The following is a 22191-nucleotide window of genomic DNA, read 5'->3' as shown; positions in this document are numbered from 1 at the left end:
CGCCGAACACTGGAACAGCTGACCCGAAGACCTTCCTCGTACAGGGGGAACAAGACCGATGGCCGGCACCCGCACCCGGGTGCCGGCCATCGGCATCTTCACTCACGGTTCCGGACCAGGTCAGAACCGGTCAGGTGGCGCTGATCGTCCCGGTCATCAGGAGGGCGAGGACGAGGGTGCCGACCGCCACCCGGTAGAGCACGAAGACGTACAACGTGTGGTGGGCGACGTAGCGCAACAGCCAGGCGATGGCCGCGTAGCCGACCGCGAACGCGATGAGCGTGGCGACGACCATCTGCGCGACGCTGGGCACCGAGGTGCCCGGTGCGGCGGGCTCGAAGACGTCACCGAGGCTGAAGATCCCGGACATCACGACTGCCGGGATGGCCAGCAGGAACGAGTACCGGGCGGCCGTCTCCCGGGTCAGGTTGAGGAACAGGCCGAAGGTCAGTGTCGCGCCGGAGCGGGACACGCCGGGGATGAGTGCCAGCGCCTGGGCGAAACCCATGACCACGCCGTCGCGCATCCGGAAGTTCTTCAGGGTCCGGGTCTGCCGGCCCCAGTACTCGGCGAAGGCCAGGATGAAGGCGAACACGATGAGGGTGGTGGCGACGACCCACAGGTTGCGGGCGGTCTCCCGGATCTGGTCCTTGAACAGAAAGCCGAACAGGCCGATCGGGATGGACCCGACGATCACGTACCAGCCCATCCGGTAGTCGAGGCTGGAACGGACCGACGAGTCCCAGATTCCGACCGTCCAGGTCCGGCCGATGCGCCAGATGTCCTTGGCGAAGTAGAGCAGGACGGCCGCCTCGGTGCCCAACTGGGTCACCGCGGTGAAGGAGGCACCCGCGTCCTGGTCGAAGAAGATCGCCGAGGTGATCCGCAGGTGCCCCGAGGAGCTGACCGGCAGGAACTCGGTCAGGCCCTGGACGATGCCCAGGACGATGGCTTCGATCCAGGTCACTCCCCGACTCCCGAAAGCTCCAGGGCCTCGGCGACGGTACGCAGCGTCTGCACCCCGCTGTCCCGGTCGGCCACGAAGAGCGTCACCGACAGGGTGGTCACGCCGGCCTCGGCGTACTCCCGCATCCGCTCGGCGATGCGTTCCTTCGGCCCGAGGAGCGACGTACGGTCGATGAACTCCAGCGGCACCGCGGCGGCGGCGTCGCGCTGCCGCTTGGCCAGGTAGAGGTCCTGGACCTCGCGGGCGGCGTCGCCGTACCCCATCCGGGTGGCGAGTTGGTTGTAGAAGTTCTGCTGCCGGCTGCCCATGCCGCCGACGTACAGGGCGGCGTACCAGCGGACCAGTTCGGCGCAGGAGTCGACGTCGTCGCCGATCACGACCGGTACGGAGGGCACCACGTCGAAGCCGGCGAGTTCCTTACCGGCGCGGGCCCGACCGGCGGCCACCGAGGCGAGCTGCTCCTGGGCGTACTCGGGGGCGTAGAAGATGGCCAGCCAGCCGTCGGCGATCTCGCCGGCCAGTTCCAGGTTCTTCGGCCCGACCGCGGCCAGGTAGATCGGGATCTCCTCGCGCGGCGGGTGGAAGCCCAGCCGCAGCGCCTTGCCGGGCCCGTCGGGCAGCGGCAGGGTGTAGAACTGGCCGTCGTAGCTGACTTCCTTGCGGGCCACCGCCATCTTGACGATGTCGACGTACTCCCTAGTGCGGGCCAGTGGCTTGCCGAAGCGTACGCCGTGCCAGCCCTCGGAGACCTGCGGCCCGGAGACGCCCAGGCCGAGCCGGAACCGGCCGCCGGAGAGGGTGTCGATGGTGGCGGCGGTCATCGCGGTCATCGCCGGTGTGCGGGCGGGAATCTGCATCACGGCGCTGCCGATGTCGATCCGCTGCGTCTGCCCGGCCATCCAGGCGAGCATGCTCGGCGAGTCGGAACCGTACGCCTCCGCCGCCCACACCACGGAGTAACCGAGCCGGTCCGCCTCCTGAGCCAGGGCCAGATGATCAGCCGGCGTGCTCCACGCTGTCTGGTATCCGAGGCTTAGCCCGAGTCGCACAGAGTCCTCCCCTATCCGCAGTCGCATCAGGTTACGCAATGGTGGCGGTAGGGACGATCACCGGCTCACCCCGAATCGCGAGCAGACTCGGCAGGAGCGAGGATATCGGTCTGGCCCGGTTCGAAATAAGGTTCAACCATGCAGCAGCGACCGCTCGGCCGAAGCGGGCTGGCGGTTTCCCGGCTCGCGCTCGGCACCATGACCTGGGGTCGGGACACCGACGCCGATGACGCGGCCGCCCAACTGAAGAGCTACCTCGACGCGGGTGGAAACCTCGTCGACACCGCCGACGTGTACGGCGACGGGGACGCCGAGTCGGTGATCGGCTCGCTGCTGGGCGGTCTGGTGCCGCGCGAGGAGCTGCTCATCGCCACCAAGGCCGGCCTGCGTCCCGGCGGCAGCCGGCGTCGGGACGGTTCCCGGGGGCATCTGCTGCGTACGTTGGACGCCTCACTGCGCCGGCTGGGCACCGACTACGTCGACCTGTTCCAGGTGCACGGCTACGACCCGCAGACGCCGTTGGAGGAGACCCTGGCCGCGCTGGACCACGCGGTGGCCAGCGGTCGGGTCCGCTACGTCGGCGTGTCGAACTTCTCCGGTTGGCAGACGGCCCGGGCGGCGGCCTGGCAGGCGGCCTGGCCGGGGCGGGCCCCGGTGGTGGCCGCCCAGGTGGAGTACTCGCTGCTGGAGCGGGGGGTGGAGCGGGAGGTGCTGCCGGCCTGCGACGCGCTCGGGTTGGGTGTACTGCCGTGGTCGCCGCTGGGTCGGGGGGTGCTGACCGGTAAGTACCGGCACGGTCGGCCGGCCGACTCCCGGGCGGTCTCGCCCCATTTCGAGAGGTTCGTCGCTACCTATCTGGAGCCGCGCTGCTCCAGCATCGTGGAGGCGGTGGCGACCGCGGCGGGGGGCCTGGGGGTGTCTCCGCTGGAGGTGGCGCTGGCCTGGATCCGGGACCGCCCCGGGGTGACCGCGCCGATCCTCGGCGCCCGCACCTGCGGGCAGTTGCTCGGTGCGCTCCAGGTGGAGCGGATGACCCTGCCCGAGGAGATCACCACGGCGCTGGACGACGTCTCGGCGGTGGAGGTCGGCTACCCCGAGCGCGACGGCTGACCCGCACGTCCGAGGCGAGGTCAGCCCCAGGGTGGCGGTATGGGGGTCGGCCTGGGCAGCATAGGGCTCATGGACTACGAATACGCGCCGCTGCGGCTGCCGCCGAACGTCGACCGGTTGACCGCCGCGGCGCAGTTGGCGATTCAGGCGGAATTCTCCGGCTGGGAGTTGGCCCAGGTGCGGCTGTACCGGGACGGCACCCGACAGGTGGTGCTGCGCCGCCGTCGGGTCAACCAGCCACAGCCGGGACTGTCGTACTGAGGGTGGGCGCGGCCCACGGGTGGGTCAGGACCGGTGCCGGATCAGGGGCGCCACGGCCAGCAGGGCGACGGTCGCCCAGGCCGGCACCCACAGCGGTCGGTGCTGTGCCACGGTCCCGAGCGCACCACCCACCGCGTAACTGGCGAGCGTCCACAGCCCGAGCAGGAAACCCTTCCTGGCCCTGGTGCGGCCCGTCGGTGGGCCGAGCAGCCAGCCGACGATCCGTTCGCCGGTCTTCGCCACCGTGCCCGACTGGTAGGTGATGGTGGTGGCCACCCCGGCGGTGCGGACGAACAGCGTGGCCAGGGCCCCCATCGCGAACCCACCGACAGCTGCCAGCAGCGCCCGAAGCTGCGGATTGTCCCGGCCGTACTGGAACACCACGTTGAGCGCCGTCCACAGCGCGACGGCGACCACGGCGACGGCAAGCCCACGGGACACCGGCGACCACCGACTGTCCACCGCGCGTAGCCGGCTGGTCAGGCCCGTTCCGACGATGAACGCCAGCATCGACGCCGCCGCCGTCGGCCAGGCCGGATGCCCACCGGCCGGTCCGATGCCCAGGAACAGCACGTTGCTGGACTGGTTGCCCACGAAGGCCCCGTAGCGCAGGAATGCGAAGGCGTCCAGGAAACCGGCGACCACCGTGGTCACGCCCAGCACCACGATCGGATGGCGGAACTCGCGGTACACGTCCTCCAGTTCGGGCCCGGACCGATTCGCCTCGGCAGGCGGTTCGGCACGTGACATCGGTTCTCCACACCTGGCTGTCCGTTCGGGCGGTCCCGTAGGGTTCGGCGTCGTTGCGACGGGTGCCGATGACTTCGCAACTTACCGAACCACGGTTACCGAATGGGTGGATACCACCGAATAGCCGGGGGTACCGAAAACGCCCACCGACAACTGTCGATCGCCGAATTTTTCTCGCGTGCATCTCGGTTTCCGGTCCGAATCCGACGCTCGTGTGGTTAGCCTCGCCATAACGGCTCCCGACTGCCAGTGGCGTCCGAGAGTCGAATTCGGGGAGGCACTGACCAAAGGTGATGGCGATGCCCGAGGCATCCGTGCGACGTCCCAAGATGTCCACCGGCGGGTCACCGGCGACAAGCGATATCGAGCGGTACGTCCTGCGGGTGATCGCCATCGCCGACGCGCCCTGCGAACTGTGGTTCCTCGACCGGCTGCTGGCCCGCGCGGGCGTGCCGACCTGGCCGGCGCTGGACACCACGCTGGAAGACCTGATCTCCCGGGGAACGCTCGTCGACAGCCCGGCCGGCCTGCGACTGGCCTCGTCGCGACTGCGCGACGGAGTGTTGGCCGAGACTCCGGCCTCGACGCAGCGGGGACTGCGGGAGAGCGCCGCCGAGGTGCTGGCCGACGCCGGCCGCCCGGCCCAGGCCGCCCGCCACCTGCTGCGGGCCATGCCGACGGCGGCGGGAACCACCCGAGAGTTGGCCGCCCGGTTGGCGACCGATCCGGCGGTGGGTCCGACCCTCTCGGCGGACCTGCTGCTCGCGGGCGGGCCACCCGACACGGCCGATCGTCTCCTGGACTGGCTCGTCGCCACCGCCGACAACCTCTTCCTCGCCGGGCGGCTCGCCGAGGCCATGCACCTGCTGCGCACCGAACTGGCCGTCGACCGGTACGGCCCACGCCAGCGCGCCCTGCTGCTGGGCCGGCTCGGCGCCTACTACGCCACCCAGCGTCCCTCGCTGTCGATGACCTACCTGGAACGGGCGCTTGACCAACACCTGGACGGCGCGCAGCGCAGCTGGACGCTCGCCATGCGGGCGTCGGTGGCCGCCCGGTTCGGCTACGCCGACAGCGGTGATCTGCTGGCCGAGGCGCAGCAGGCACATCGTGCCGTTCCCACCGCCGAGGGCGAGATCCGGCTGGCCCTGGCGCGGGCGGCCCAGGCCACGGCTGCCGCCGACCTGCCCAGCGCCAGCCGCATCCTGCAGGACGTCGACGCCGACGCGCCAGCGGCCCGCGGCCAACTGGTCTTCCTGCGGGTCGACCGGATCGCCAACCAGCTCTCCCTCGGCCGGTTCACCGACGCACGAAGCGCCCTCGATGCCGTCACCGACGAGATCGACACGCTCGGTGGCGTGGCCCGACCGCTGGTCACCGCGCTGGACTGCGTCGCTCGTCTGGCGGTGGGCGAGTTCGCCGAGGCCGGGGCACGAGCCCGGTTGGCCCTCGACGGGCCGCAGGCCGACGCGCTGACCGACGAGGCCCGTGCCACCCTGCTCGCCACCGTCGTGGAGGACCTGCTGCGTCGCGGCGAGGTCTCCATGGCCCGGGCCCTGCTGACGCCGGAGAAGCCGGCACTGGACTGGCCGGACGGCCTCGGGTGGTTCCACCTGGGCGCCGCCGCGGCCGCAGACCCCGAACCCGACCGGCACGCTCCCCTGCTCAGGGCGATCCTGGAAATGTCGAACCGGTCGGCGGCTCCCCTGCTGCTGGTGCCGCACCACGGCCCACGACTGGTCCGCACCGCCCTGCTGCTCGGCGACCAGCAGCACGCCCGGATCCTCACCAACCACCTGAAGCGGGTCGCCGGCACGGTGAACAACCGGCTCTGGCAGGGCATCGCCCATCATGCCGACGGGATCATCACCGGTGATCCCGCGGCGCTGGCCACGGCGGTGGCCCGGCTGCGTACCACGGCGGCACGTCCGGCGCTGGCCGATGCGCTGTTCGAGCTGGGTCGGTCGGCACGCGTACCGCGGGAGGAGGCGATCGACGTCCTCGACGAGTGCGCCGCCCTCTACGCGCGGCTCGGCGCCACCGGCGACCACGACCGGGCGCGGCAGCACCGCCAGCAGCTCGATGCCGGTACGCGCACCCGCAACGCGATCCGGCCCGACAGGCCGGCCGCACTGACCCCCGCCGAGGCGCGGGTCGCCGAACTGCTCGCCGGTGGCGCGACGAAACAGCAGGCCGCCGCCGAACTCTTCATCTCGTTCCACACCGTGGACACCCACCTACGGGCGATCTACACCAAGCTCGGCATCCGGAGTCGGGTACAACTGGCCCGCCTCTGGGACGCCCGCCCGCCCTCCTGACCTCGACGGACGCCCACACGCGGACACCACGACCGGGTGTGCTGGTCGTGGTGTCCGCGTACGCGGCTCGTCCTCAGTGCCGCTGCACGGCGTTCTTCACCTTCGGCAGCACCTCGATGACCTGCCGCTGCATGTTGAGGGTGTCGGCGACGACCTGCGGCGGGACATTGGCCAGCCACTGCGCCAGTGACATGTCCTCGAACTTCGCGGTCCGGAACAGTTCCAGGTACACGAACGGTTCGTCGCCGAGGTTCTCGATGTAGTGGCCCAGTGAGATCGGCACGTAGCCGACGTCGCCGCGTTGCAGGTTGAAGGTCCGGGCCGTGGAGCCGCCGCTGAAGACCCCTATCCGGCCCTGGCCGGAGATGACGTACTGCATCTCGGCGCCGTTGGGGTGCCAGTGAAGTTCCCGCATGGCGCCCGGTTCCAACTCCACCATCGCCACCGTCGTGGTGGTCGCGGCGGCGAAGTTGGTCGAGTCGGCGATGCGTACGCTGCCGCCCTCGAACCGCTCGGGCGTCTGGGAGAGGAACGCGTGCTTGAAGGTCCGCGGCACGTCGCCGGTGGGGCTGAAGACCCGCTGCTCGGCCAGCGGCGGAGGTACCTGCCCGTGGAACATGTACTTCTCGCGCTCCGGCAGGTTGCGCATCTGTTCCTCGGTCCAGCCGAAGTTCTTCGCGATCACCGACCTGGGCACGTGCGCGAGGAAGTCGGTCAGCTGGAAGGTGGCGTCCTCGGAGTAGCACCCGTCGTCGAAGACCAGGAGGAACTCCATGCCCTCCTCGAAGGCCTGGATGTAGTGCGGGATGCCCGCCGGGAAGTACCAGAGGTCGCCTTCCTTGACGTCTTCGAGGAAGTTGCGTCCCTCCTGGTCCACCGCGCCGATGCGGCCGCTGCCCTTGAGGATGATCGACCACTCGGACTGGATGTGCCAGTGCAGTTCCCGGTACGCCCCCGGGTCGAGCTTCATGTCGATGATCGCCAGGTCGTGCGCGATCGGCAGGAGTCGGTCGGTGATCTCCCGGGTCCAGCCGCCGCTTTCCCGGCGGGTGTGGGCCAGCGAGAACGGGAACACCATGTTGGGCAGCAGACCGTCGTCGGTCGACGGTGGGGTGACCAGGTCGGGATGGGTGTCGTCGATTGCCGGGTTACGCGGAAGGGTTCCGACAAGTGACCCGTTGCCGTTCGAGTGCATCCCGAACTCATCGGACTTGCGCATCGCGAACAACCTCTCGTTGAGGGGCCGCCATCTTGGCGACCCGGGATGGAACGAAGAGCGCGCGGACCCGCCCAGTGCCCTGGAGCGCGACCGCGAGTGGGATCGCGGCACAGAGGAAGGCGGCTGCCGCGATGCTCCAGATGGGCGCGCCGATGACGATTCCGACAGCGGTCAGAGCGGCGAACGAGTAGAACTTGACGCGCAGTCCGGCCGTGGAAACCAGATCCATCGCGGACCTCCTTCGTCGTGGAGAAAGTGCCGGAGAACGACAGATGTCCGGGAAGTCAAGGCACACCGACCAGCGCCCACAACTGCGATCCTGACGCGGAGGCGACGGATTCGGAATCACGCGATCGCGCCATTCGGCCGAATGCGACCTGGCGCGCCGACCGCTACGGTGTGCGGGCGAATCGGTGCCGTTTACGCGATTAGCGGTCGGGTAGTGTGCGCAATGTCCAGTCGCCAGAACAGAACCGGACCATCGGGCCGGCAGTCACCACAACGGTGGAACCGCACGCAACTCGACTTCCGGTATCCGCTGTTCGCTCTGATGCTGGGCACGGGTCTGGCGGGCGTGGTCGACGCCTTCGCGTTTCTGCGGTACAAGGTGTTCGTCGGGATCCAGACCGGCAATGTGGCCTCGTTCCAGACCGGCACGGTGCTGCGGACCACCCGGGGTCTCGCCGACTGGATCTTCGAACGCGGCGACACCAGCGGTGCCCGACGCATCGCCGGTCTCGGCCTGCTGTGTCTGGCGAGCTACGCGATCGGCGGCTACGTCGGCGCGGCCAGCGAGCAACGCCCGATCGTCACCTACGTGATCGCCTGGGCGCTGATCGTGGTGATGTTCGTCCTGGCGCTGTTGAAGCGACAGTCGCGAACGTCGTGAATCCCGTACCGCCGGGAAGCCCTACCGACGCCGAGCCGGCGCCGTCCTCGCGGACGACGCCGGCTCGGCGGTGTCGGTGTCAGTGCGCGTGCTCGGCCTCGTCGTCGAGGAACGGGTGCTCGTCGAGACGCCCGACGAGCCGGTCGTCGGCGGCCGGCTGGAACGGGCCGACCGGGTCGTCGTCGTCGAACGACTCCAGGTCGACCGGGGTGCCGACCTCGCTGACCATGACGACGCCGTCGAGCGGCTCCAACTCGGGCACGTCAAGCGCGGACAGCGAGCCGTCGCCGCTCTGCAGCAGCTCCAGCACGGCCTCGCCGACGCCCTCCACCGGCGGCACCTCCTCCTCGGCGGGGATGCCCTCGCGCCGGGCCGCCTCGGCGACGCGGATCAGCGCGGAGACGCTCGGCACCCGGTAGTCACGCCGCTGGCGTACCGAGATCACCTGGGGGTGCGGGTCGGTGGGCTCGACCCCGTCGGCCCCGGCGATGCGCTGGTCGACCTCGTCCGGGTCGATCGACTCGACATCCCACGGGGTGACCTCGCCGAAGGCGTCCATGAGTTGCTCGTCGTAGGCGAAGGACGCGTTGTTCAGCGCGACGTACGCCCGCCAGACGTCGTCATCGTCGATCCGGCCCTGCGCGGCGCGGACGGCGGCCAGGTGGTGACGGGCCGCTTCGATCACGCGCTCGAGAGCGGCATCCAGCTCACCGTGCTGGTCGGTCATAGGAGGCGTCCCTTTCAGGCTGTTTCCGTGATGTCCTGCCCGAACCGGGCGTGACATCAGCAGGTACGCAGGAACCGGTCGAGAACCCGCACGCCGAACTGTAGTCCGTCCACCGGAACCCGCTCGTCGATGCCATGGAACAACGCCGAGAAGTTCAGGTCGGCCGGCAGTCGCAGCGGCGCGAAGCCGAAGCAGCGGATGCCCAGTTGCGAGAACGCCTTGGCGTCGGTGCCGCCGGAGAGCATGTACGGCACCGGATGCGCTCCCGGGTCCTCGGCGCGCAGCGCGGCCGACATGGCCTCGACCAGCGCGCCGTCGAAGGTGGTCTCCAGCGCCGGCTGGCGTTGGATGTACTCGATCGCGATGTCCGGGCCGATCAGCTCCCGCAGCTGCCGCTCCAGCAGCTCCGACTGCCCGGGCAGGCTGCGGCAGTCGATGGTGGCGCTGGCTCTGCCGGGGATGACGTTCTCCTTGTACCCGGCGGCGAGCCGGGTGGGGTTGGCCGTGTTGCGGATGGTGGCACCGATGATGTTGGCGATCGGGCCGAGCTTGGCGATCGCCGTCTCCGGGTCCTCCGGGTCCAGCTCGATGCCGAGCAGTTCGGAGACCTCCTCCAGGAAGGCCCGGACGGTGTCGGTGACGACCACCGGGAAGCGGTGTCGCCCGATCCGGGCCACCGCCTCGGCCAGCGCGGTGACCGCGTTGTCGTCGTGCACCATCGAGCCGTGCCCGGGTCGGCCCTTGGCGTGCAGCCGCAGCCAGTCGATGCCCTTCTCGGCGGTCTCGATCAGATACAGCCGCCGTGACTCGTCCACCGAGTACGAGAAGCCGCCGACCTCGCCGATGGCCTCGGTGCAGCCGTCGAACAGCTCCCGGTGCCGGCTGGTGAGGAAGTGCGCGCCGTAGTCGCTGCCCGCCTCCTCGTCGGCGGTGTACGCCAGCACGATGTCGCGCGGCGGACGCACGCCGGTGCGCTGCCAGTGGCGTACCACCGCCAGGACCATCGCGTCGAAGTCCTTCATGTCGATGGCGCCCCGACCCCACAGGTAGCCGTCGCGCAGTTCGCCGGAGAAGGGGTGCACCGACCACTCGGCGGGGTCGGCCGGCACGACGTCCAGGTGGCCGTGGACGAGCAACGCTCCCCGGCTGGGATCGGTGCCGGGGATCCGGGCGATCACGTTTGCCCGGCCCGGCGCGGACTCGTGCAGCACCGAGTCGACGCCGACCTCCGCCAGCTTCTCCGCGGCGTACTCGGCGGCAAGCCGCTCGCCCGTACTTGTGGCGTTGTCGCCCGTGTTCGTGGTGTCGATACGCAGCAGGTCCCGGCAGAGGTCGACGACCTCGTCGGTCGGCGCGGGAAGGGCGGGGCGGGCGTCACTCGTCATCGCCTCTTCATACCAGCCGCAGGTCACGCCCATGCAGCGCCGGTCCAGCCCGGACCCCTGGGCGGGACGGTTTCGCATCCGACGGGTGCGGGTACTGCCCCGCGCCGAGATTGCCATATCATCGGCGCTCCACCCGCCCGCCGAGGAGGGACCGTGTCCGTCCACCTGCCGCCGCTACCCCCCACTCCCGGCGACGGCTACCAGCCCGCCGGGCGTAGCATCGCCGCCACCATCGCCGAGGAGCACCAGCAGCTGCTGGAGTTGACCCACCGGCTGGTCGAGCCCGGCCCCGACCCGGCGCACGGGCGGGAGATCCTCGTCGCCGCCCTGTCCCGGCACCTGTCGGCCGAGGAGCAGTACCTGCTGCCCGCCGTCCGCCAGGCGCTGCCCGACGCCGACGGGCCGGTCGCCGAGGTGCTGGCCGGTGACACCGCCCTGCTGATGGCGCTGCGGGGGCTTACCGACGACCGGCTGGCGATGGTCGCCCAACTGGTCGAGGCGCACGTGACGGCGGTCGACGCGCTGGTGCAGCGGTTGTGTGACGCCGCCACCGAGGAGGAGCTGGTCCGGCTCGGCAACCGGCTGGAGATCGCCGAGGAGGCCGCGCCCACCCGCCCGCACCCCGGCGTCCCGCACACCCCGCCGTGGAACCGCATCGTCGAGCCGGCGGTGGCGCTTGTCGACAAGCTCCGCGACGCGGTCACCGGTCGACACACACAGCTGAGCGAGCTGAAGGATCTGCCGCCACGCTGAGTGAGCCACGACATGTTCATGGTCGTTGATTCGTCCAGGCACTACCGCCAACTGCTCCGTGGCCCTACCGTCACGCTATGAATCTGGAGTTGCGCCACCTGCGGGTGGTCTGCGCGATCGCGGAGACCGGGAGCGTGACCAAGGCGGCCTCGACTCTCGGCCTGGCTCAACCGGCGCTCACCGCCCAGCTCCAGCGCATCGAACGGACCCTGGGCGGACCGCTGTTCGAACGGGACCGTCGTGGGGCCCGGCCCACCGCGCTCGGCGAGCTGGTGCTGGCCCGGGCCCGGGTGCTGCTGCCGGCGATGAAGGGCCTGCAGGACGAGGCGGCCCGGCTGGCCGGCGCGGGGGACGCGCCGCGCCGCTACCGCTTCGGCGGGGTGAACAGCCCGATCCTGGGCCGGCTGGTGCATCGGCTCGCCGCCGAGCAGCCACAGGCCCAGATCACCACGTACGCGTCGTGGTCGGTGGACGAGTTGGCCCAACTGGTCGCCGGTGGGCGGTTGGACTACGCGTTGACCGGGGTGTGCGGCGATTCCACCCCGTCGGCCGACTACGGGCTGAGCTGGCGGGAGGTCGCCGTCGACCCGGTGATGGTGCTGCTGCCGGAGACGCACGCGCTCGCCGACCGGGACGAGGTGGCGCTTGCCGACCTGCGCCACGAGCAGTGGGTGGCGGCGCCGGGGGACGGTTGCTTCGGGGACTGCTTCGCCGCCGCCTGCGCCCGCGCCGGCTTCACCCCCCGCAAGGTGTACGAGGCCGACGTGCGCGGCTGCATCGACCTGGTGGACGCCGGTGAGGCGGTGGCGTTGTGCCAGGCCACGTTCCGGCCGGTGGCCGGGTTGGTGACCCGGCGGTTGGCCGGTACTCCGCTGCGCTGGCGGCTGATGCTGGGCTGGCATCCCGAGTCCCCCGCCGCCCGGATGGCCGACCTGGTGTTGGAGACGGCGCTGACCTCGTACACCGACTCGCTGGCCCCGCATCCGGCGTACCTGGCCTGGTTGTTGCGCAACCCGTCGTTCGGTTTGCGGTCGACGGTGCCGGTGGTGGTCGAACCGGGGGTGCGAACGGCCTGATGGTGGGTAAAGGGCGGCCATGACCGACCTCTACCCCGCCGCCGACGACCGCGAGGTCCTCCGCGAGGCGGCCGCGCGGCACACCACCGCCGTGCGGGACGTGGAAGCGTTCCTCCGCCGGCTGCCGGAGGTGCCCGACCCGGCCGACCTGACCGAGTACGCCAACCTGATCACCCGCGAGGAGCAGGCCCGCGTCGACCGGCAGGCCGCCGCGGACGCCGCCGGGCTGGACTTCCCCAGCCTGGGCACCGAGTAGCGCCGACGCCGCCGTCGCGGCCCGAGAGGGGCCGTGACGGCGGCGTCGTGGGTCGACCTACCGCTCGACGAGTACGTCGTGTCCGAGGTCCAGCAGGGAGTGCCGCCACTCGTCGTCGGCGTTGCCCCGGCTGGGTCTGGCCGCGGTCAGGTCCCGGATGCGGTCCACCGCCTCGCGCATCACCTCGATGTCCTCCGGCGTCAGGTCGACCTTGCGCTTGCGCAGCACGGCGAGGATCTGCCGGCCCGGTTCGGGCAGGTCCAGGTCCGGGTTCGGGCCGAACGCCTCCTCGCCGGAGCCGCGGGTCAGCAGCCACTGCCGCAGCTGTTCGGACGGCACGTTGACCTCGGCGTGGAAGTCCTCCCAGAGCACTTCCACCTCGGGGTCGAGTCGCTGTTCGCGTACCATCAGCCCTCCTCTGCCGACGGCGACCCGGGTGTTTCCGGGTGCCCTTTGTCGATCCGGCCGTCCGGCCCCTCCGCCGGCACCTGCACCCGGGCGGGGTTCGCCGTCGGCGGCGCCACGATCGGGTCGGCACGGTCGTCGTCGCGGGTCTCCTCCGGTTCGGTCATCTGTACCCTCCCGGTCCAGGGACATTCCGTCTCAGCGCGGATGGGTGGTCGAGGCAGCCGTGTGGGCGCGCGACCCGCTCGACACGTCGAAGCTGAGCTGGCCGTCCTGGGCGTCGACGGTGATCTTCTGACCCGGGGAGAGCTGCTGTTCCAGCAGCATCCGGGAGAGCTGGTTGTCCACCTCGCGCTGGATGACCCGACGTAGTGGCCGGGCACCGAACTCCGGCTGGTAGCCGTGCTCGGCGAGCCAGTCGACACCGGCGGTGGTGAAGTCCACCTCGATGTCCTGGGCGTGCAACCGGCGGCGGGTCTCCTCCAGCAGCAGCCCGGTGATCTGGCGCAGCTGCGCGGCCTCCAACCGCCGGAAGATGATCACTTCGTCGATGCGGTTGAGGAACTCCGGACGGAAGTTCTCCTGCAACCGGCGCATCAGGCGTTCCCGCAGCTCGTCGCTCTCCTGATCGCTGCCGGGCGCGCCGGCACCGAAGCCGACGGATCGCTGACTACCGGTGATCAGCTCGGAACCGAGGTTGCTCGTCATGATCAGAACGGTGTTCTTGAAGTTGACAGTCCGACCCTGACTGTCGGTGAGCCGCCCGTCGTCGAGGACCTGCAACAGGATGTTGAACACGTCGGGGTGCGCCTTCTCGATCTCGTCGAGCAGCACCACCGCGTACGGGCGGCGGCGCACCGCCTCGGTGAGCTGGCCGGCCTCCTCGTACCCGACGTAGCCGGGTGGGGCGCCGACCAGCCGGCTGACCGTGTGGCGTTCCTGGAACTCGCTCATGTCCACCCGGACCATCCGGTCCGCCTCGCCGAACAACGCCTCGGCGAGGGCACGGGCCAGCTCGGTCTTGCCCACGCCGGTGGGTCCGAGGAACAGGAAGCTGCCCATCGGGCGCTGCGGGTCGGCCAGCCCGGTACGCGACCTGCGCACCGCCTCGGCCACCGCGTTGACCGCGTCGTCCTGCCCGATGACCTTCTCGTGCAGGTGGCCCTCCAGGCGCAGCAGCCGGTCCCGTTCCTCCTCGGTGAGTTGGCTGGCGGGGATGCCGGTGGCCCGGGAGACCACCTCGGCGATCTCCTCCGGCCCCACCTCGGGCACCTGGCTGCCGTTACCTTCGTCGCCGCGGGCGCGGCCGACCTGCTCCTCCAACTCGGCGACCCGGTCGCGCAGGGAGGAGGCGCGCTCGTACTGCTCGTCGGCGACCGCCTGCTCCTTGTCCCGGCGTACCTCTTCGAGCTGCTGTTCCAGGTCGCGGACGTCGGCGGCGGGGGTGCGGGTACGCAGCCGGACCCGGGCGCCGGCCTGGTCGATCAGGTCGATCGCCTTGTCCGGCAGGAAGCGGTCGGTGATGTAGCGGTCGGAGAGTTCGGCGGCGGCGACCAGCGCCTCGTCGGTGAACCGCACCTGGTGGTGCGCCTCGTAACGGTCCCGCAGGCCACGCAGGATGGCCACGGTGTCCTCGCCGCTGGGCTCGGGCACGAACACCGGCTGGAAGCGCCGGGCCAGCGCGGCGTCCTTCTCGATGCTGCGCCGGTACTCGTCGAGGGTGGTCGCGCCGATCACCCGCAACTCGCCCCGGGCCAGGGCCGGTTTGAGCATGTTCGAGGCGTCCATGCCGCCCTCGCTGCCGGCGCCGCCCGCACCGACCAGGGTGTGGATCTCGTCCAGGAAGATGATCAGCTCGTCCCGGTGCGCCCGGATCTCGTCGATCACCTTCTTCAACCGCTCCTCGAAGTCGCCCCGGTAGCGGGTACCGGCCACCAGACCGGCCAGATCGAGTTGGACCACCCGCTTGCCGAGCAGGGTCTGCGGCACGTCACCGTCGCAGATCCGCTCGGCCAGGCCCTCCACGATCGCGGTCTTGCCCACGCCGGCCTCACCGATGAGCACCGGGTTGTTCTTGGTCCGCCGGGACAGGATCTCCACCGCCTGCTCGATCTCGGCGGACCGCCCGATGACCGGGTCGATCTGGTCCATACGGGCCAACTCGGTGAGATCCTGGCCGTACTGGTCCAGGGTGGGGGTGCCGCGATCCGGACGCGGGTTGGTCATCGGGCCGCGCTCGGCGTTGGCGGCCTGCAACGACTCCGGCTGGATCCGGCCCGCGGCGAGCATCCGCCCGGCCGGCGACTCCGGGTTCAGCGGCAGCGCCATCAGAATGTGCTCGGGGCCGATGTAGTTCGCGCCCATCGCCCGGGACAGCTGGTGGGCGTCCAGCAGGGCACGCTTGGCCGCCGGGGTCAACGACAGGTTCGGCGGCACCTCACCCTGTGGTGCGCCGTCACCGCGCCCACCCAGGGCGTTGACCAGGGTGTCCGGGTCCGCGCCGGCACGGCGTACCAGGTCCCGCAGCGGTTCGCGTTGCAGCGCGGCCCAGAGCAGATGGTCGGTGTCCAGGTCGTTGCTCTTCTTCTGCGCCGCCCGGCGTGCCGCGTCGGCCAGCATCTCCCGGGCGTCGGCGGTCATCAGCCGGGTGATGTCGACCCGGTGCGCGGGCCGCCGCCCGCCCTCGCCCCGGCCGAAGTACCGGGCCAGGAACTCGTCCCACGGGTCCGAACCGAAGTCGCCGGGTCCAATCATGTCTGTCCTCCGCGGTCGGGCGCGAGACGGTCGGCACCGGCTACCCGGCCCTCGGCCGGACAAACGCCCCCCGCCCGCACCACCCGCACGAGCGAGGCCGCCGGCAAAAGTCTTGATCGACTCCCCGCCGACGAGCGCGACAGCGGGCCGTGGACGCGGCAGCGAGCATGATCGACTCGGTTTCGGCGTAGTGGCGGTATCGACGGCGGCGGGATGCCGCCACTACGCCGAAACCGTCTGGGCGGGACGGTCGCTCGGCGCGGCGGTCGCGCGGGCCGACCGGCCGGGTGGCATGGTGGGCCGATGGACGCGACTCCGCTGCTCATCGTGGACGCCGCCAACGTCGTCGGATCCCGGCCGGACGGCTGGTGGCGGGACCGTGCCGGGGCGACCGCCCGGCTGCGGGACACCCTGGTGCCGGTGGGTGGGCAGGGCGTGCCGCCGGAATTACCCCCGCCGGTCGAGGTGGTGCTGGTGGTGGAGGGCGCGGCCCGCGAGGTACCCGGGGTCGACGGGGTGCGGGTGGTCTCCGCCGCCGGCTCCGGTGACGACGCGGTGGTCGAGTTGGTCGCCGGAGCCGGCGACCGCCGTCGCCTGGTGGTCACCGCAGACCGGGCGCTACGGGACCGGGTCACCGTGCTCGGCGCCGAGGTGTACGGCCCGCGCTGGCTCCGCCCCTGACCCCGGCCACTGCCACTCCGGCCATCACCAACTCGGTCCACGGGTGGTGCCGCTGGAACGGCCCGCCGACCACATGTCGATCACTGTTGGTGATCTTCCGACCGCGGGTCCCACGAATCGGACTCACGTCTCCCGTGGTCGACAACCGGTCAGCTGGGCAGCAACACTGACAGGGCGGATGTTCGTTCCCCAACCGGCATAGGCTCTAATGGAGTCCTCCCCGCCCCCAGGAGGTTCCCGCGTGGCGAGCGTCGCCGAGCTCAAGGCAGCCATCGACATAGCGCTCCAACAGATCGGTGACGGCCAGAGCGCCGTGCAGGCTGCCGGCGAGAAACTGGCCGAGGCGCAGCAGACGCTCGCCGGCGCGTTGGAGGGCAGCGGACACACCACCGTCGAGGCGGCGCAGGCGTCGCTGACCCAGGCCAGTCAGGAGCTTGAGGAGTGCCTCGCCGCGACGCTCGTCGCGGTCGAGCAGGCCCAGCAGTACGTCGCGACGCTGTAGGGGCCGGGCGTGTCCATCGTCGAGGATGTCGGCGCGCAGGTCCGGGCCGCCGCCGAGGAACTGCCACTGGGTCTGCTGACGCAGGCGTTGGAGAAGTTCGGGCTGGCCACCGAGCGGCTGCGCTGGGTACGCCAGGAGTCCGCCAACCCGATGGGGGTGCCGGAGCTGTCCGCGGCCACCGAGCACGCCGAGACCGCCGGCTACGCGCTGCGGGTCGCCCAGGAGCAGCTGACCGCGTACCTGGCGGCGATCGGACTGGCACCCGACGGGGCCGCACCGCCGGCCGGGGCACCGGAGCGCAGACCCGTGCACGACGAACCGCGGGCGGCAGGGCCGGTGGCCGACGCCGCGCCGGAGGCGGCCGGCGACGTGCGGCTGCGCCGCTGGTGGGCGGTACGGGTGGCGGAGTTGACCGGTGGACGCGAGGGCCCGGCCGAGCAACCCGACGATCGGGTCACCGACTCCCAGGAACTGCTGCGCCGGGTGGTGCGTGGCGTACGCGCCGGCGACCGCGACCGGCTGCACCGGGAGCTGCGCGGGGCCCACGCCGACGTGGGCATGGGTCTGGCCGCGGTGGCACCGCCGCTGCTGCGCGACCTCGCCGGGCAGTTGCTCGGCCACCCGCCGCGCAGCGATGATCTGCCCCGGCTGCACCGCGAGCTGGACGGCCGGGTCCGCGACCTGCTGCCCGGCCTGCCCCCTCCGGTGCTGGACACCCTGCTGACCCGGGTCTGCCGGATGCCGCCGCCACGGCGCGGCAACGACGACCAGCCGCACGCCGCCGATCCGGCGGTCACCGCCGGTGTGCTCACCGGCGTGCTGCTCGACCGGCTCGGCCGGGACCTGCCGGACACGGGCGGCACCCCGCCGACACCGGACGCGACCGGGTCCGCCGACCACCGCCCGCCCCGCCGCGGGGCACCGTGGGTCGGGCCGCCGAGACGGCCTACCGCCGAGCACGGGATGACCGGCCGGCACGGGAACGGGATCGATGGCTGACCGGCGCAATCAGCTGGTCGCCCGGGTCCGGGAACTGCTCGCCGACGCACTCGGCGCGTCCCGGAACAGGTCGGCCGCCGCACAGACCGCCGTGGCGACCGCCCGGGAACGGGCGGTCCGCGTACGCCGGGCCGCGCTTGGCGTACCGCAGCGGGTGGGTGCCGAACGCGACCGGCGGCTCGCCGAGATCGACGCCCAGCACACGTCGCGGCTCGCGGCCCTGGCCCGGCAGGCGGCCGAGGCCGCGACCCGGGAGGCGCCCGGGGCGGGCTCGGCCCCGTGGGCGCAGTGGCGACCGACCCCCGCCGGGCGGGGTGAACAACCGGGCGCGACCCGCATCGGTACGGTGCTGCTGCCCGAGGCCGAGCCGGTGCCGGCGCTGGTGGCGCTGCTCGACGGCGGCCACGTCGCCCTCGACGGGGACGCCGAGGGCTGTGCCGCCGTGGTGTCCGCGTTGCTGCTGCGCAGTCTCGGTCGGGCCGCGCCGGGCGAGGTGCGGGTGGTCGGCTACGACCCCGATCATCTGGGCGGTGGACTGGCCGGATTCGCCCCGCTGGGCACCGCCGGGCTGCTCACCTTCGTCGGGCCGGGTGGACTGGGCCGGCTGCTCGACGACCTGGTGGAGCAGATCCGCCGGATCAACGAGACGGTGCTCGCCGGGGAACACGCCACGCTGCGCGAGTTGGCCGCCGCCACCGGTCGCCGACCGGAGCCGTGGCGGGTGGCGGTGCTGCTCGGCGGGGAGGAGTTGTCCCGGCACGAACGCGGGCAACTCGACCGGGTGGTCCGGGCCGGTGCCGCGTGCGGCGTACACCTGATCGTGCGGGGGGTGCCGCTGCCGGAGGATCCGACGGTCACCCGGGTGCGGGCCACCGGGGCCGACGCCCGGATTGGCACCCTGCCGGTACGCCTGGACCCGCCCCCACCGGCCACCCTGGTCACCGAGACCTGCCGTCAGATCGCCACGGTGGTCAGCGCCGGTCCCGCCCCCACCCCGTTCACCGACCTGCTGCCCGCGCCGGAGCAGATGTGGCGGGAGGACTCGGCGACCGGGCTGACCGCGCCGATCGGTGAGGGGCCGCACGGGCGGCCGGTGCTGGTCACCCTCGGCGACTATCCACCGCACGCGCTGATCGGCGGCCCGTCCGGCACCGGCAAGACCAACCTGATCTTCGCCTGGATCGGTGCGCTCGCCGCCCGCTACTCCCCCGCCGAGCTGGAGTTCTACCTGCTCGACTTCAAGGAGGGGGTGTCCTTCGCCCGGTTCGCCCAGGGCCGACGGGACCCGAGCTGGCTGCCACACATGCGACTGGTCGGCATCAACGTCAACACCGACCGGGAGTTCGGACTGGCGCTGCTGCGGTTCCTCGCCGAGGAGCTGCGCCGACGTGCCGACGCGGCGAAGAAGCACGAGGTCACCAAGCTGGCCGAGCTGCGTGCCGTGGACCCGACCGGCCACTGGCCCCGGATCGTGGCGGTGGTGGACGAGTTCCAGATGCTGCTGGCCGGGCGGGACGCGGTGGCCCGGGAGGCGGCCGACCTGCTGGAGGACCTGGCCCGGCGGGGTCGTTCCCAGGGCATCCACCTGGTGCTGGCCTCCCAGGACGTACGCGGCATCGAGGCGTTGTGGGGCCGCCCCGCGTTGGTCGCCCAGTTCACGCTGCGCATCGCGCTGCCCAAGGCGCTGCGGATCCTGGCCGAGTCCAACGACGCCGCGCAGTCGCTGCCGAAGTTCCACGCGGTGGTCAACGCCGAGTCGGGCCTGCCCGACGGCAACGAGGTGGCCCGGATCCCGTCGGCCAGCGACTGGGAGACCTGGAGCGAGCTTCAACACCGGCTGTGGCGGATGCGGCCGGCCGAGGCGGCGCCGGCGCGACTGTTCGACGGTGACGCGATCCCCCGGTTGGCCGACGCGCCGGATTTCCGGGCGTTGACGGCACCGGAGGTCGGCACGCCCCGCAACCCGGTCGCGCTGCTCGGCGAGATCATCGACGTACAGGCGCGGTCGGCGGCGTTGCGACTGCCTCGCGCTCCCGGACGGAACCTGGCCGTGCTGGGCACCCGGGTCGACGAGGCGTGCGCGGTGCTGGACGCGGCCGCCCGGTCCCTGGCCCGACAGCACCGCCCCGGTACGGCCCGGTTCTCCATCGCCTGCCTGGACCAGGACGCCGACCCGGCGACCCGAGCCCTGTACGAGGACCTCGCCGATGACGCCGCCTGGTACGACGAGGAGAGCGTGGCCGAACTGTTGGCCGAGACCGCCGACGGGCTGGGCGCACCGGGATCCAGCAGCACACCGCACTACCTGCTGCTGTTCGCCGTCGACGCGGCGGCCGGCGCGCTGGCCGCCCGCACCGGAAGGGCGACCGGTGCGGCACACCTGCGCCGGATCCTGCACGACGGCCCCGAACGGCGTACGCATGTGCTGGCGTGGTGGCGGGGGGTGGCCCGGATGCGCGCGGACCTGGGCGGACCGACCGCCCGCATCGACCAGATCGGGGCCTGGGTGGCGCTGGACACCCACGGCGGGGAGTTGGGCTCGCTGTACCCCGGCACGGGGCCGGACTGGTATCCCCGGCCGTGGCGTGGGCTCTTCTTCGACCGGGCGGTCCACCGCACCGGGCAGACCATCATCCCCTACGGACCGTCCCGATGAACGAACCGGTGACCAGCCAGACGTACGCGGCCCAGCTGCGGCGGCTCGCCGAACTGAGCGCGCGGGTGCAGCAACAGCGGGACGAGGCGCACGCCTGGTACGAGCAGCAGTGCGCGGCGGCCGACCGGGCGGTGGCCGAGTCGGCCGAGGAGGTCAACCGGGCCGAGCGGGAACTGGCCGCGGCGCGGGAGACGCAGGAGCGGGTCGACGCCGAGGTCGCGGTGCTGTGGCAGGAACTCAACGCCCGGCTGGGCGGTGGCGGACGACGGGCGGGCGCGCCGCCGGCACCGACACCCGACGCCACCGGTGACCCGTTGCCGCTGGTGGAGGGGGCACGCGATCTGCTGCGCCGTACCCGTCAGCGGGGCGAACTGCCGGGCAACGTCAACCCGCTGATGCTGCTGTGCGGGCTGGGCGGCGCGGTGCTGGCGTACGCCCTGGGGGCCGGCGCCCGTGCCCTGGGCGACCGCACCGACGGTGAACTCGCCGTCGGCCTGCCCGTGCTGGCCCTGGTGATCACGCTCCTCGGACCGGTGCTGGGCCTGATCCCGGCCCGCCTGATCGCCGACCGCCGCCACGCCACCCTCACCCCCCGCCCCGTCCTCCTGGTCGTAGCCGCCGGCCTGACCACCACCCTCCTCCTCCTCACCCTCTGACCCCACCCCACCCCACGCCCCACCGCACCCCACACCACGTCGATCAAGAGGTTTGCGTCACCTACGGCCGGATCCGAGACGCAAACTTCTTGATCAACTCGCGAGAGCGGCGGGGGTGGGGGTGGGAGTCTGTTAGGGTCGTTCCGATTTGGGGTGAATCGGGGCTGAAGGGGCGTTTCGGTGCGGCACGTTGTCGGACGCCTTTACGTTCCGTATCCTTGCGAACCTCCGGAGTGCGCGGCCACAGGGCCGCGCGCCCGTTTTGTACCTGGGGTGACCGATGCTGGTGGCCCCGGTCCAGGCACCGCGGACCTCCGCGGTTCCGTGGCATAGGGAGTGATGATGGCCAAACCAGCCGACACCAGGACCGCTGGGCGCAAGCCCGCGATGAAGTCCACCCGCAGTGCCGCGGAGACCGACAAGATCCGTGCCGCCCTGGCAGCGCGGCATGACGAGTTGCGCGCCGAGTACGATCAGACGCTGAGCGAGATCACCGAGCTGCAGCGCGAGCGCCTCACCGACTCGGCCGGGGACGACCAGGCCGACACCGGCACGAAGACGTTCGAACGGGAGCAGGAGATCTCTCTCGCCAACAGCATCTTGGAACGGATCACGCAGGTCGAGCGGGCTCTGGAGCGCCTCGACGAAGGTGGTTACGGCTGGTGCGAGCGGTGCGGCAACCCCATCCCGGTGGAGCGGCTGGCCGCCTTCCCGTCGGCCACCCTCTGTGTGACCTGCAAACAGCTGGCGGAGCGACGCTGACGGCGGGCTCCCCGGC

23 protein-coding genes are annotated in these 22191 nt (G+C 71.6%); 13 read left to right on the top strand and 10 right to left on the bottom strand.

Annotated features, from left to right (window positions below; translation table 11 throughout):
* Nucleotides 1-130 precede the first annotated feature (130 nt).
* Nucleotides 131-967: an undecaprenyl-diphosphate phosphatase gene (locus C1A38_RS19355; RefSeq protein ID WP_102659176.1), complete on the bottom strand. Its 837-nt coding sequence runs from the start codon at nt 965-967 to the stop codon at nt 131-133.
* The gene (locus C1A38_RS19350) at nt 964-2016 is read right to left on the bottom strand and encodes an LLM class F420-dependent oxidoreductase (RefSeq protein WP_102659175.1); all 1053 of its coding nucleotides are present in this window, start codon (nt 2014-2016) and stop codon (nt 964-966) included. Before C1A38_RS19350 ends, C1A38_RS19355 begins: the two co-directional genes overlap by 4 nt.
* 138 nt (nt 2017-2154) lie before the next feature.
* Between C1A38_RS19350 and C1A38_RS19345 the strand changes: the two genes are divergently transcribed.
* The gene (locus tag C1A38_RS19345) at nt 2155-3126 is read left to right on the top strand and encodes an aldo/keto reductase (protein WP_013734348.1); all 972 of its coding nucleotides are present in this window, start codon (nt 2155-2157) and stop codon (nt 3124-3126) included.
* 69 nt (nt 3127-3195) lie between these two features.
* Nucleotides 3196-3387, top strand: a complete 192-nt coding sequence (locus C1A38_RS19340) for a DUF5703 family protein (RefSeq protein ID WP_102659174.1) — start codon at nt 3196-3198, stop codon at nt 3385-3387.
* Nucleotides 3388-3411: 24 nt separating this feature from the next.
* On the opposite strand, the gene C1A38_RS19335 is transcribed toward C1A38_RS19340, so the two are convergent.
* Entirely contained in the window at nt 3412-4137 is a 726-nt protein-coding gene (locus tag C1A38_RS19335; RefSeq protein ID WP_102659173.1) for a YoaK family protein, read from the bottom strand.
* A 299-nt stretch (nt 4138-4436) separates the two neighbouring features.
* Between C1A38_RS19335 and C1A38_RS19330 the strand changes: the two genes are divergently transcribed.
* Nucleotides 4437-6455: a helix-turn-helix transcriptional regulator gene (locus C1A38_RS19330; protein WP_199180258.1), complete on the top strand. Its 2019-nt coding sequence runs from the start codon at nt 4437-4439 to the stop codon at nt 6453-6455.
* 73 nt (nt 6456-6528) lie between these two features.
* On the opposite strand, the gene C1A38_RS19325 is transcribed toward C1A38_RS19330, so the two are convergent.
* Together C1A38_RS19325 and C1A38_RS19320 are read right to left on the bottom strand one after the other, a co-directional pair.
* Nucleotides 6529-7674, bottom strand: coding sequence for a cupin domain-containing protein (locus C1A38_RS19325; RefSeq protein ID WP_199180257.1), 1146 nt, complete (start codon nt 7672-7674; stop codon nt 6529-6531).
* Nucleotides 7658-7903 carry a hypothetical protein gene (locus C1A38_RS19320; protein WP_102659171.1) on the bottom strand — a complete coding sequence of 82 codons (246 nt, stop codon included), beginning with the start codon at nt 7901-7903 and terminating at the stop codon, nt 7658-7660. The genes C1A38_RS19325 and C1A38_RS19320 overlap by 17 nt, the downstream gene beginning before the upstream one ends.
* 321 nt (nt 7904-8224) lie before the next feature.
* On the opposite strand from C1A38_RS19320, the gene C1A38_RS19315 reads away from it, so the two are divergent.
* Nucleotides 8225-8563: a DUF1275 family protein gene (locus tag C1A38_RS19315; RefSeq protein ID WP_233196908.1), complete on the top strand. Its 339-nt coding sequence runs from the start codon at nt 8225-8227 to the stop codon at nt 8561-8563.
* Between the two features lie 79 nt (nt 8564-8642).
* Here C1A38_RS19315 and C1A38_RS19310 read toward each other — a convergent pair whose 3' ends face one another.
* Nucleotides 8643-9290, bottom strand: coding sequence for a hypothetical protein (locus C1A38_RS19310; protein WP_102659170.1), 648 nt, complete (start codon nt 9288-9290; stop codon nt 8643-8645).
* A gap of 56 nt (nt 9291-9346) precedes the next feature.
* Complete coding sequence (locus C1A38_RS19305) at nt 9347-10675, bottom strand: M20/M25/M40 family metallo-hydrolase (RefSeq protein ID WP_102659178.1); 1329 nt, start codon at nt 10673-10675, stop codon at nt 9347-9349.
* A 153-nt stretch (nt 10676-10828) separates the two neighbouring features.
* Here C1A38_RS19305 and C1A38_RS19300 point away from each other — a divergent pair, with 153 nt between their 5' ends.
* The 3 genes from C1A38_RS19300 to C1A38_RS19290 all read left to right on the top strand — a co-directional run bounded on the left by C1A38_RS19300 (nt 10829) and on the right by C1A38_RS19290 (nt 12760).
* Complete coding sequence (locus tag C1A38_RS19300) at nt 10829-11428, top strand: hemerythrin domain-containing protein (RefSeq protein WP_102659169.1); 600 nt, start codon at nt 10829-10831, stop codon at nt 11426-11428.
* Between the two features lie 77 nt (nt 11429-11505).
* Nucleotides 11506-12504 (top strand): LysR family transcriptional regulator, encoded by a 999-nt coding sequence (locus C1A38_RS19295; protein ID WP_102659168.1) that lies wholly within the window; start codon nt 11506-11508, stop codon nt 12502-12504.
* Between the two features lie 19 nt (nt 12505-12523).
* A complete protein-coding gene (locus C1A38_RS19290) occupies nt 12524-12760 on the top strand; it encodes a hypothetical protein (RefSeq protein ID WP_102659167.1) in 237 nt (78 codons plus the stop codon).
* 57 nt (nt 12761-12817) lie between these two features.
* Here the strand turns inward: C1A38_RS19290 and C1A38_RS19285 are convergent, their stop codons facing one another.
* From C1A38_RS19285 to C1A38_RS19280, 3 genes are read right to left on the bottom strand one after another with little or no spacing between them, the layout of a single operon-like run.
* Entirely contained in the window at nt 12818-13168 is a 351-nt protein-coding gene (locus tag C1A38_RS19285; RefSeq protein ID WP_013734360.1) for a DUF3140 domain-containing protein, read from the bottom strand.
* Nucleotides 13168-13332, bottom strand: coding sequence for a hypothetical protein (locus C1A38_RS31430; RefSeq protein WP_199180256.1), 165 nt, complete (start codon nt 13330-13332; stop codon nt 13168-13170). Before C1A38_RS31430 ends, C1A38_RS19285 begins: the two co-directional genes overlap by 1 nt.
* Before the next feature lie 31 nt (nt 13333-13363).
* Nucleotides 13364-15919 carry an ATP-dependent Clp protease ATP-binding subunit gene (locus tag C1A38_RS19280; RefSeq protein WP_102659166.1) on the bottom strand — a complete coding sequence of 852 codons (2556 nt, stop codon included), beginning with the start codon at nt 15917-15919 and terminating at the stop codon, nt 13364-13366.
* Nucleotides 15920-16222: 303 nt separating this feature from the next.
* Between C1A38_RS19280 and C1A38_RS19275 the strand changes: the two genes are divergently transcribed.
* The 6 genes from C1A38_RS19275 to C1A38_RS19250 all read left to right on the top strand — a co-directional run bounded on the left by C1A38_RS19275 (nt 16223) and on the right by C1A38_RS19250 (nt 22175).
* Nucleotides 16223-16600: a hypothetical protein gene (locus C1A38_RS19275; RefSeq protein WP_102659165.1), complete on the top strand. Its 378-nt coding sequence runs from the start codon at nt 16223-16225 to the stop codon at nt 16598-16600.
* Nucleotides 16601-16841: 241 nt separating this feature from the next.
* Entirely contained in the window at nt 16842-17102 is a 261-nt protein-coding gene (locus tag C1A38_RS19270) for a hypothetical protein (protein WP_013734364.1), read from the top strand.
* Nucleotides 17103-17111: 9 nt separating this feature from the next.
* Complete coding sequence (locus C1A38_RS19265) at nt 17112-18101, top strand: hypothetical protein (protein WP_102659164.1); 990 nt, start codon at nt 17112-17114, stop codon at nt 18099-18101.
* On the top strand, nt 18094-20757 hold the full coding sequence (locus C1A38_RS19260) for an FtsK/SpoIIIE domain-containing protein (RefSeq protein ID WP_102659163.1): 2664 nt from the start codon (nt 18094-18096) through the stop codon (nt 20755-20757). Before C1A38_RS19265 ends, C1A38_RS19260 begins: the two co-directional genes overlap by 8 nt.
* Nucleotides 20754-21413 (top strand): hypothetical protein, encoded by a 660-nt coding sequence (locus C1A38_RS19255; protein WP_102659162.1) that lies wholly within the window; start codon nt 20754-20756, stop codon nt 21411-21413. Before C1A38_RS19260 ends, C1A38_RS19255 begins: the two co-directional genes overlap by 4 nt.
* 342 nt (nt 21414-21755) lie before the next feature.
* Nucleotides 21756-22175, top strand: coding sequence for a TraR/DksA family transcriptional regulator (locus C1A38_RS19250; RefSeq protein WP_043725316.1), 420 nt, complete (start codon nt 21756-21758; stop codon nt 22173-22175).
* Nucleotides 22176-22191: the final 16 nt, after the last annotated feature.

This window comes from Verrucosispora sp. ts21, assembly GCF_002879555.1.
Taxonomy (GTDB): domain Bacteria; phylum Actinomycetota; class Actinomycetes; order Mycobacteriales; family Micromonosporaceae; genus Micromonospora; species Micromonospora gifhornensis.
This window is presented reverse-complemented; position numbering and strand designations above follow the sequence as displayed.

Coding starts and splice junctions, on each gene's coding strand:
- C1A38_RS19345 (WP_013734348.1), top strand. CDS start 2,155: ATGCAGCAGCGACCGCTCGGCCGAAGCGGGCTGGCGGTTTCCCGGCTC.
- C1A38_RS19340 (WP_102659174.1), top strand. CDS start 3,196: ATGGACTACGAATACGCGCCGCTGCGGCTGCCGCCGAACGTCGACCGG.
- C1A38_RS19335 (WP_102659173.1), bottom strand. CDS start 4,137: ATGTCACGTGCCGAACCGCCTGCCGAGGCGAATCGGTCCGGGCCCGAA.
- C1A38_RS19330 (WP_199180258.1), top strand. CDS start 4,437: ATGCCCGAGGCATCCGTGCGACGTCCCAAGATGTCCACCGGCGGGTCA.
- C1A38_RS19325 (WP_199180257.1), bottom strand. CDS start 7,674: ATGCGCAAGTCCGATGAGTTCGGGATGCACTCGAACGGCAACGGGTCA.
- C1A38_RS19320 (WP_102659171.1), bottom strand. CDS start 7,903: ATGGATCTGGTTTCCACGGCCGGACTGCGCGTCAAGTTCTACTCGTTC.
- C1A38_RS19315 (WP_233196908.1), top strand. CDS start 8,225: ATGCTGGGCACGGGTCTGGCGGGCGTGGTCGACGCCTTCGCGTTTCTG.
- C1A38_RS19310 (WP_102659170.1), bottom strand. CDS start 9,290: ATGACCGACCAGCACGGTGAGCTGGATGCCGCTCTCGAGCGCGTGATC.
- C1A38_RS19305 (WP_102659178.1), bottom strand. CDS start 10,675: ATGACGAGTGACGCCCGCCCCGCCCTTCCCGCGCCGACCGACGAGGTC.
- C1A38_RS19295 (WP_102659168.1), top strand. CDS start 11,506: ATGAATCTGGAGTTGCGCCACCTGCGGGTGGTCTGCGCGATCGCGGAG.
- C1A38_RS19290 (WP_102659167.1), top strand. CDS start 12,524: ATGACCGACCTCTACCCCGCCGCCGACGACCGCGAGGTCCTCCGCGAG.
- C1A38_RS19285 (WP_013734360.1), bottom strand. CDS start 13,168: ATGGTACGCGAACAGCGACTCGACCCCGAGGTGGAAGTGCTCTGGGAG.
- C1A38_RS31430 (WP_199180256.1), bottom strand. CDS start 13,332: ATGACCGAACCGGAGGAGACCCGCGACGACGACCGTGCCGACCCGATC.
- C1A38_RS19280 (WP_102659166.1), bottom strand. CDS start 15,919: ATGATTGGACCCGGCGACTTCGGTTCGGACCCGTGGGACGAGTTCCTG.
- C1A38_RS19275 (WP_102659165.1), top strand. CDS start 16,223: ATGGACGCGACTCCGCTGCTCATCGTGGACGCCGCCAACGTCGTCGGA.
- C1A38_RS19260 (WP_102659163.1), top strand. CDS start 18,094: ATGGCTGACCGGCGCAATCAGCTGGTCGCCCGGGTCCGGGAACTGCTC.
- C1A38_RS19255 (WP_102659162.1), top strand. CDS start 20,754: ATGAACGAACCGGTGACCAGCCAGACGTACGCGGCCCAGCTGCGGCGG.
- C1A38_RS19250 (WP_043725316.1), top strand. CDS start 21,756: ATGGCCAAACCAGCCGACACCAGGACCGCTGGGCGCAAGCCCGCGATG.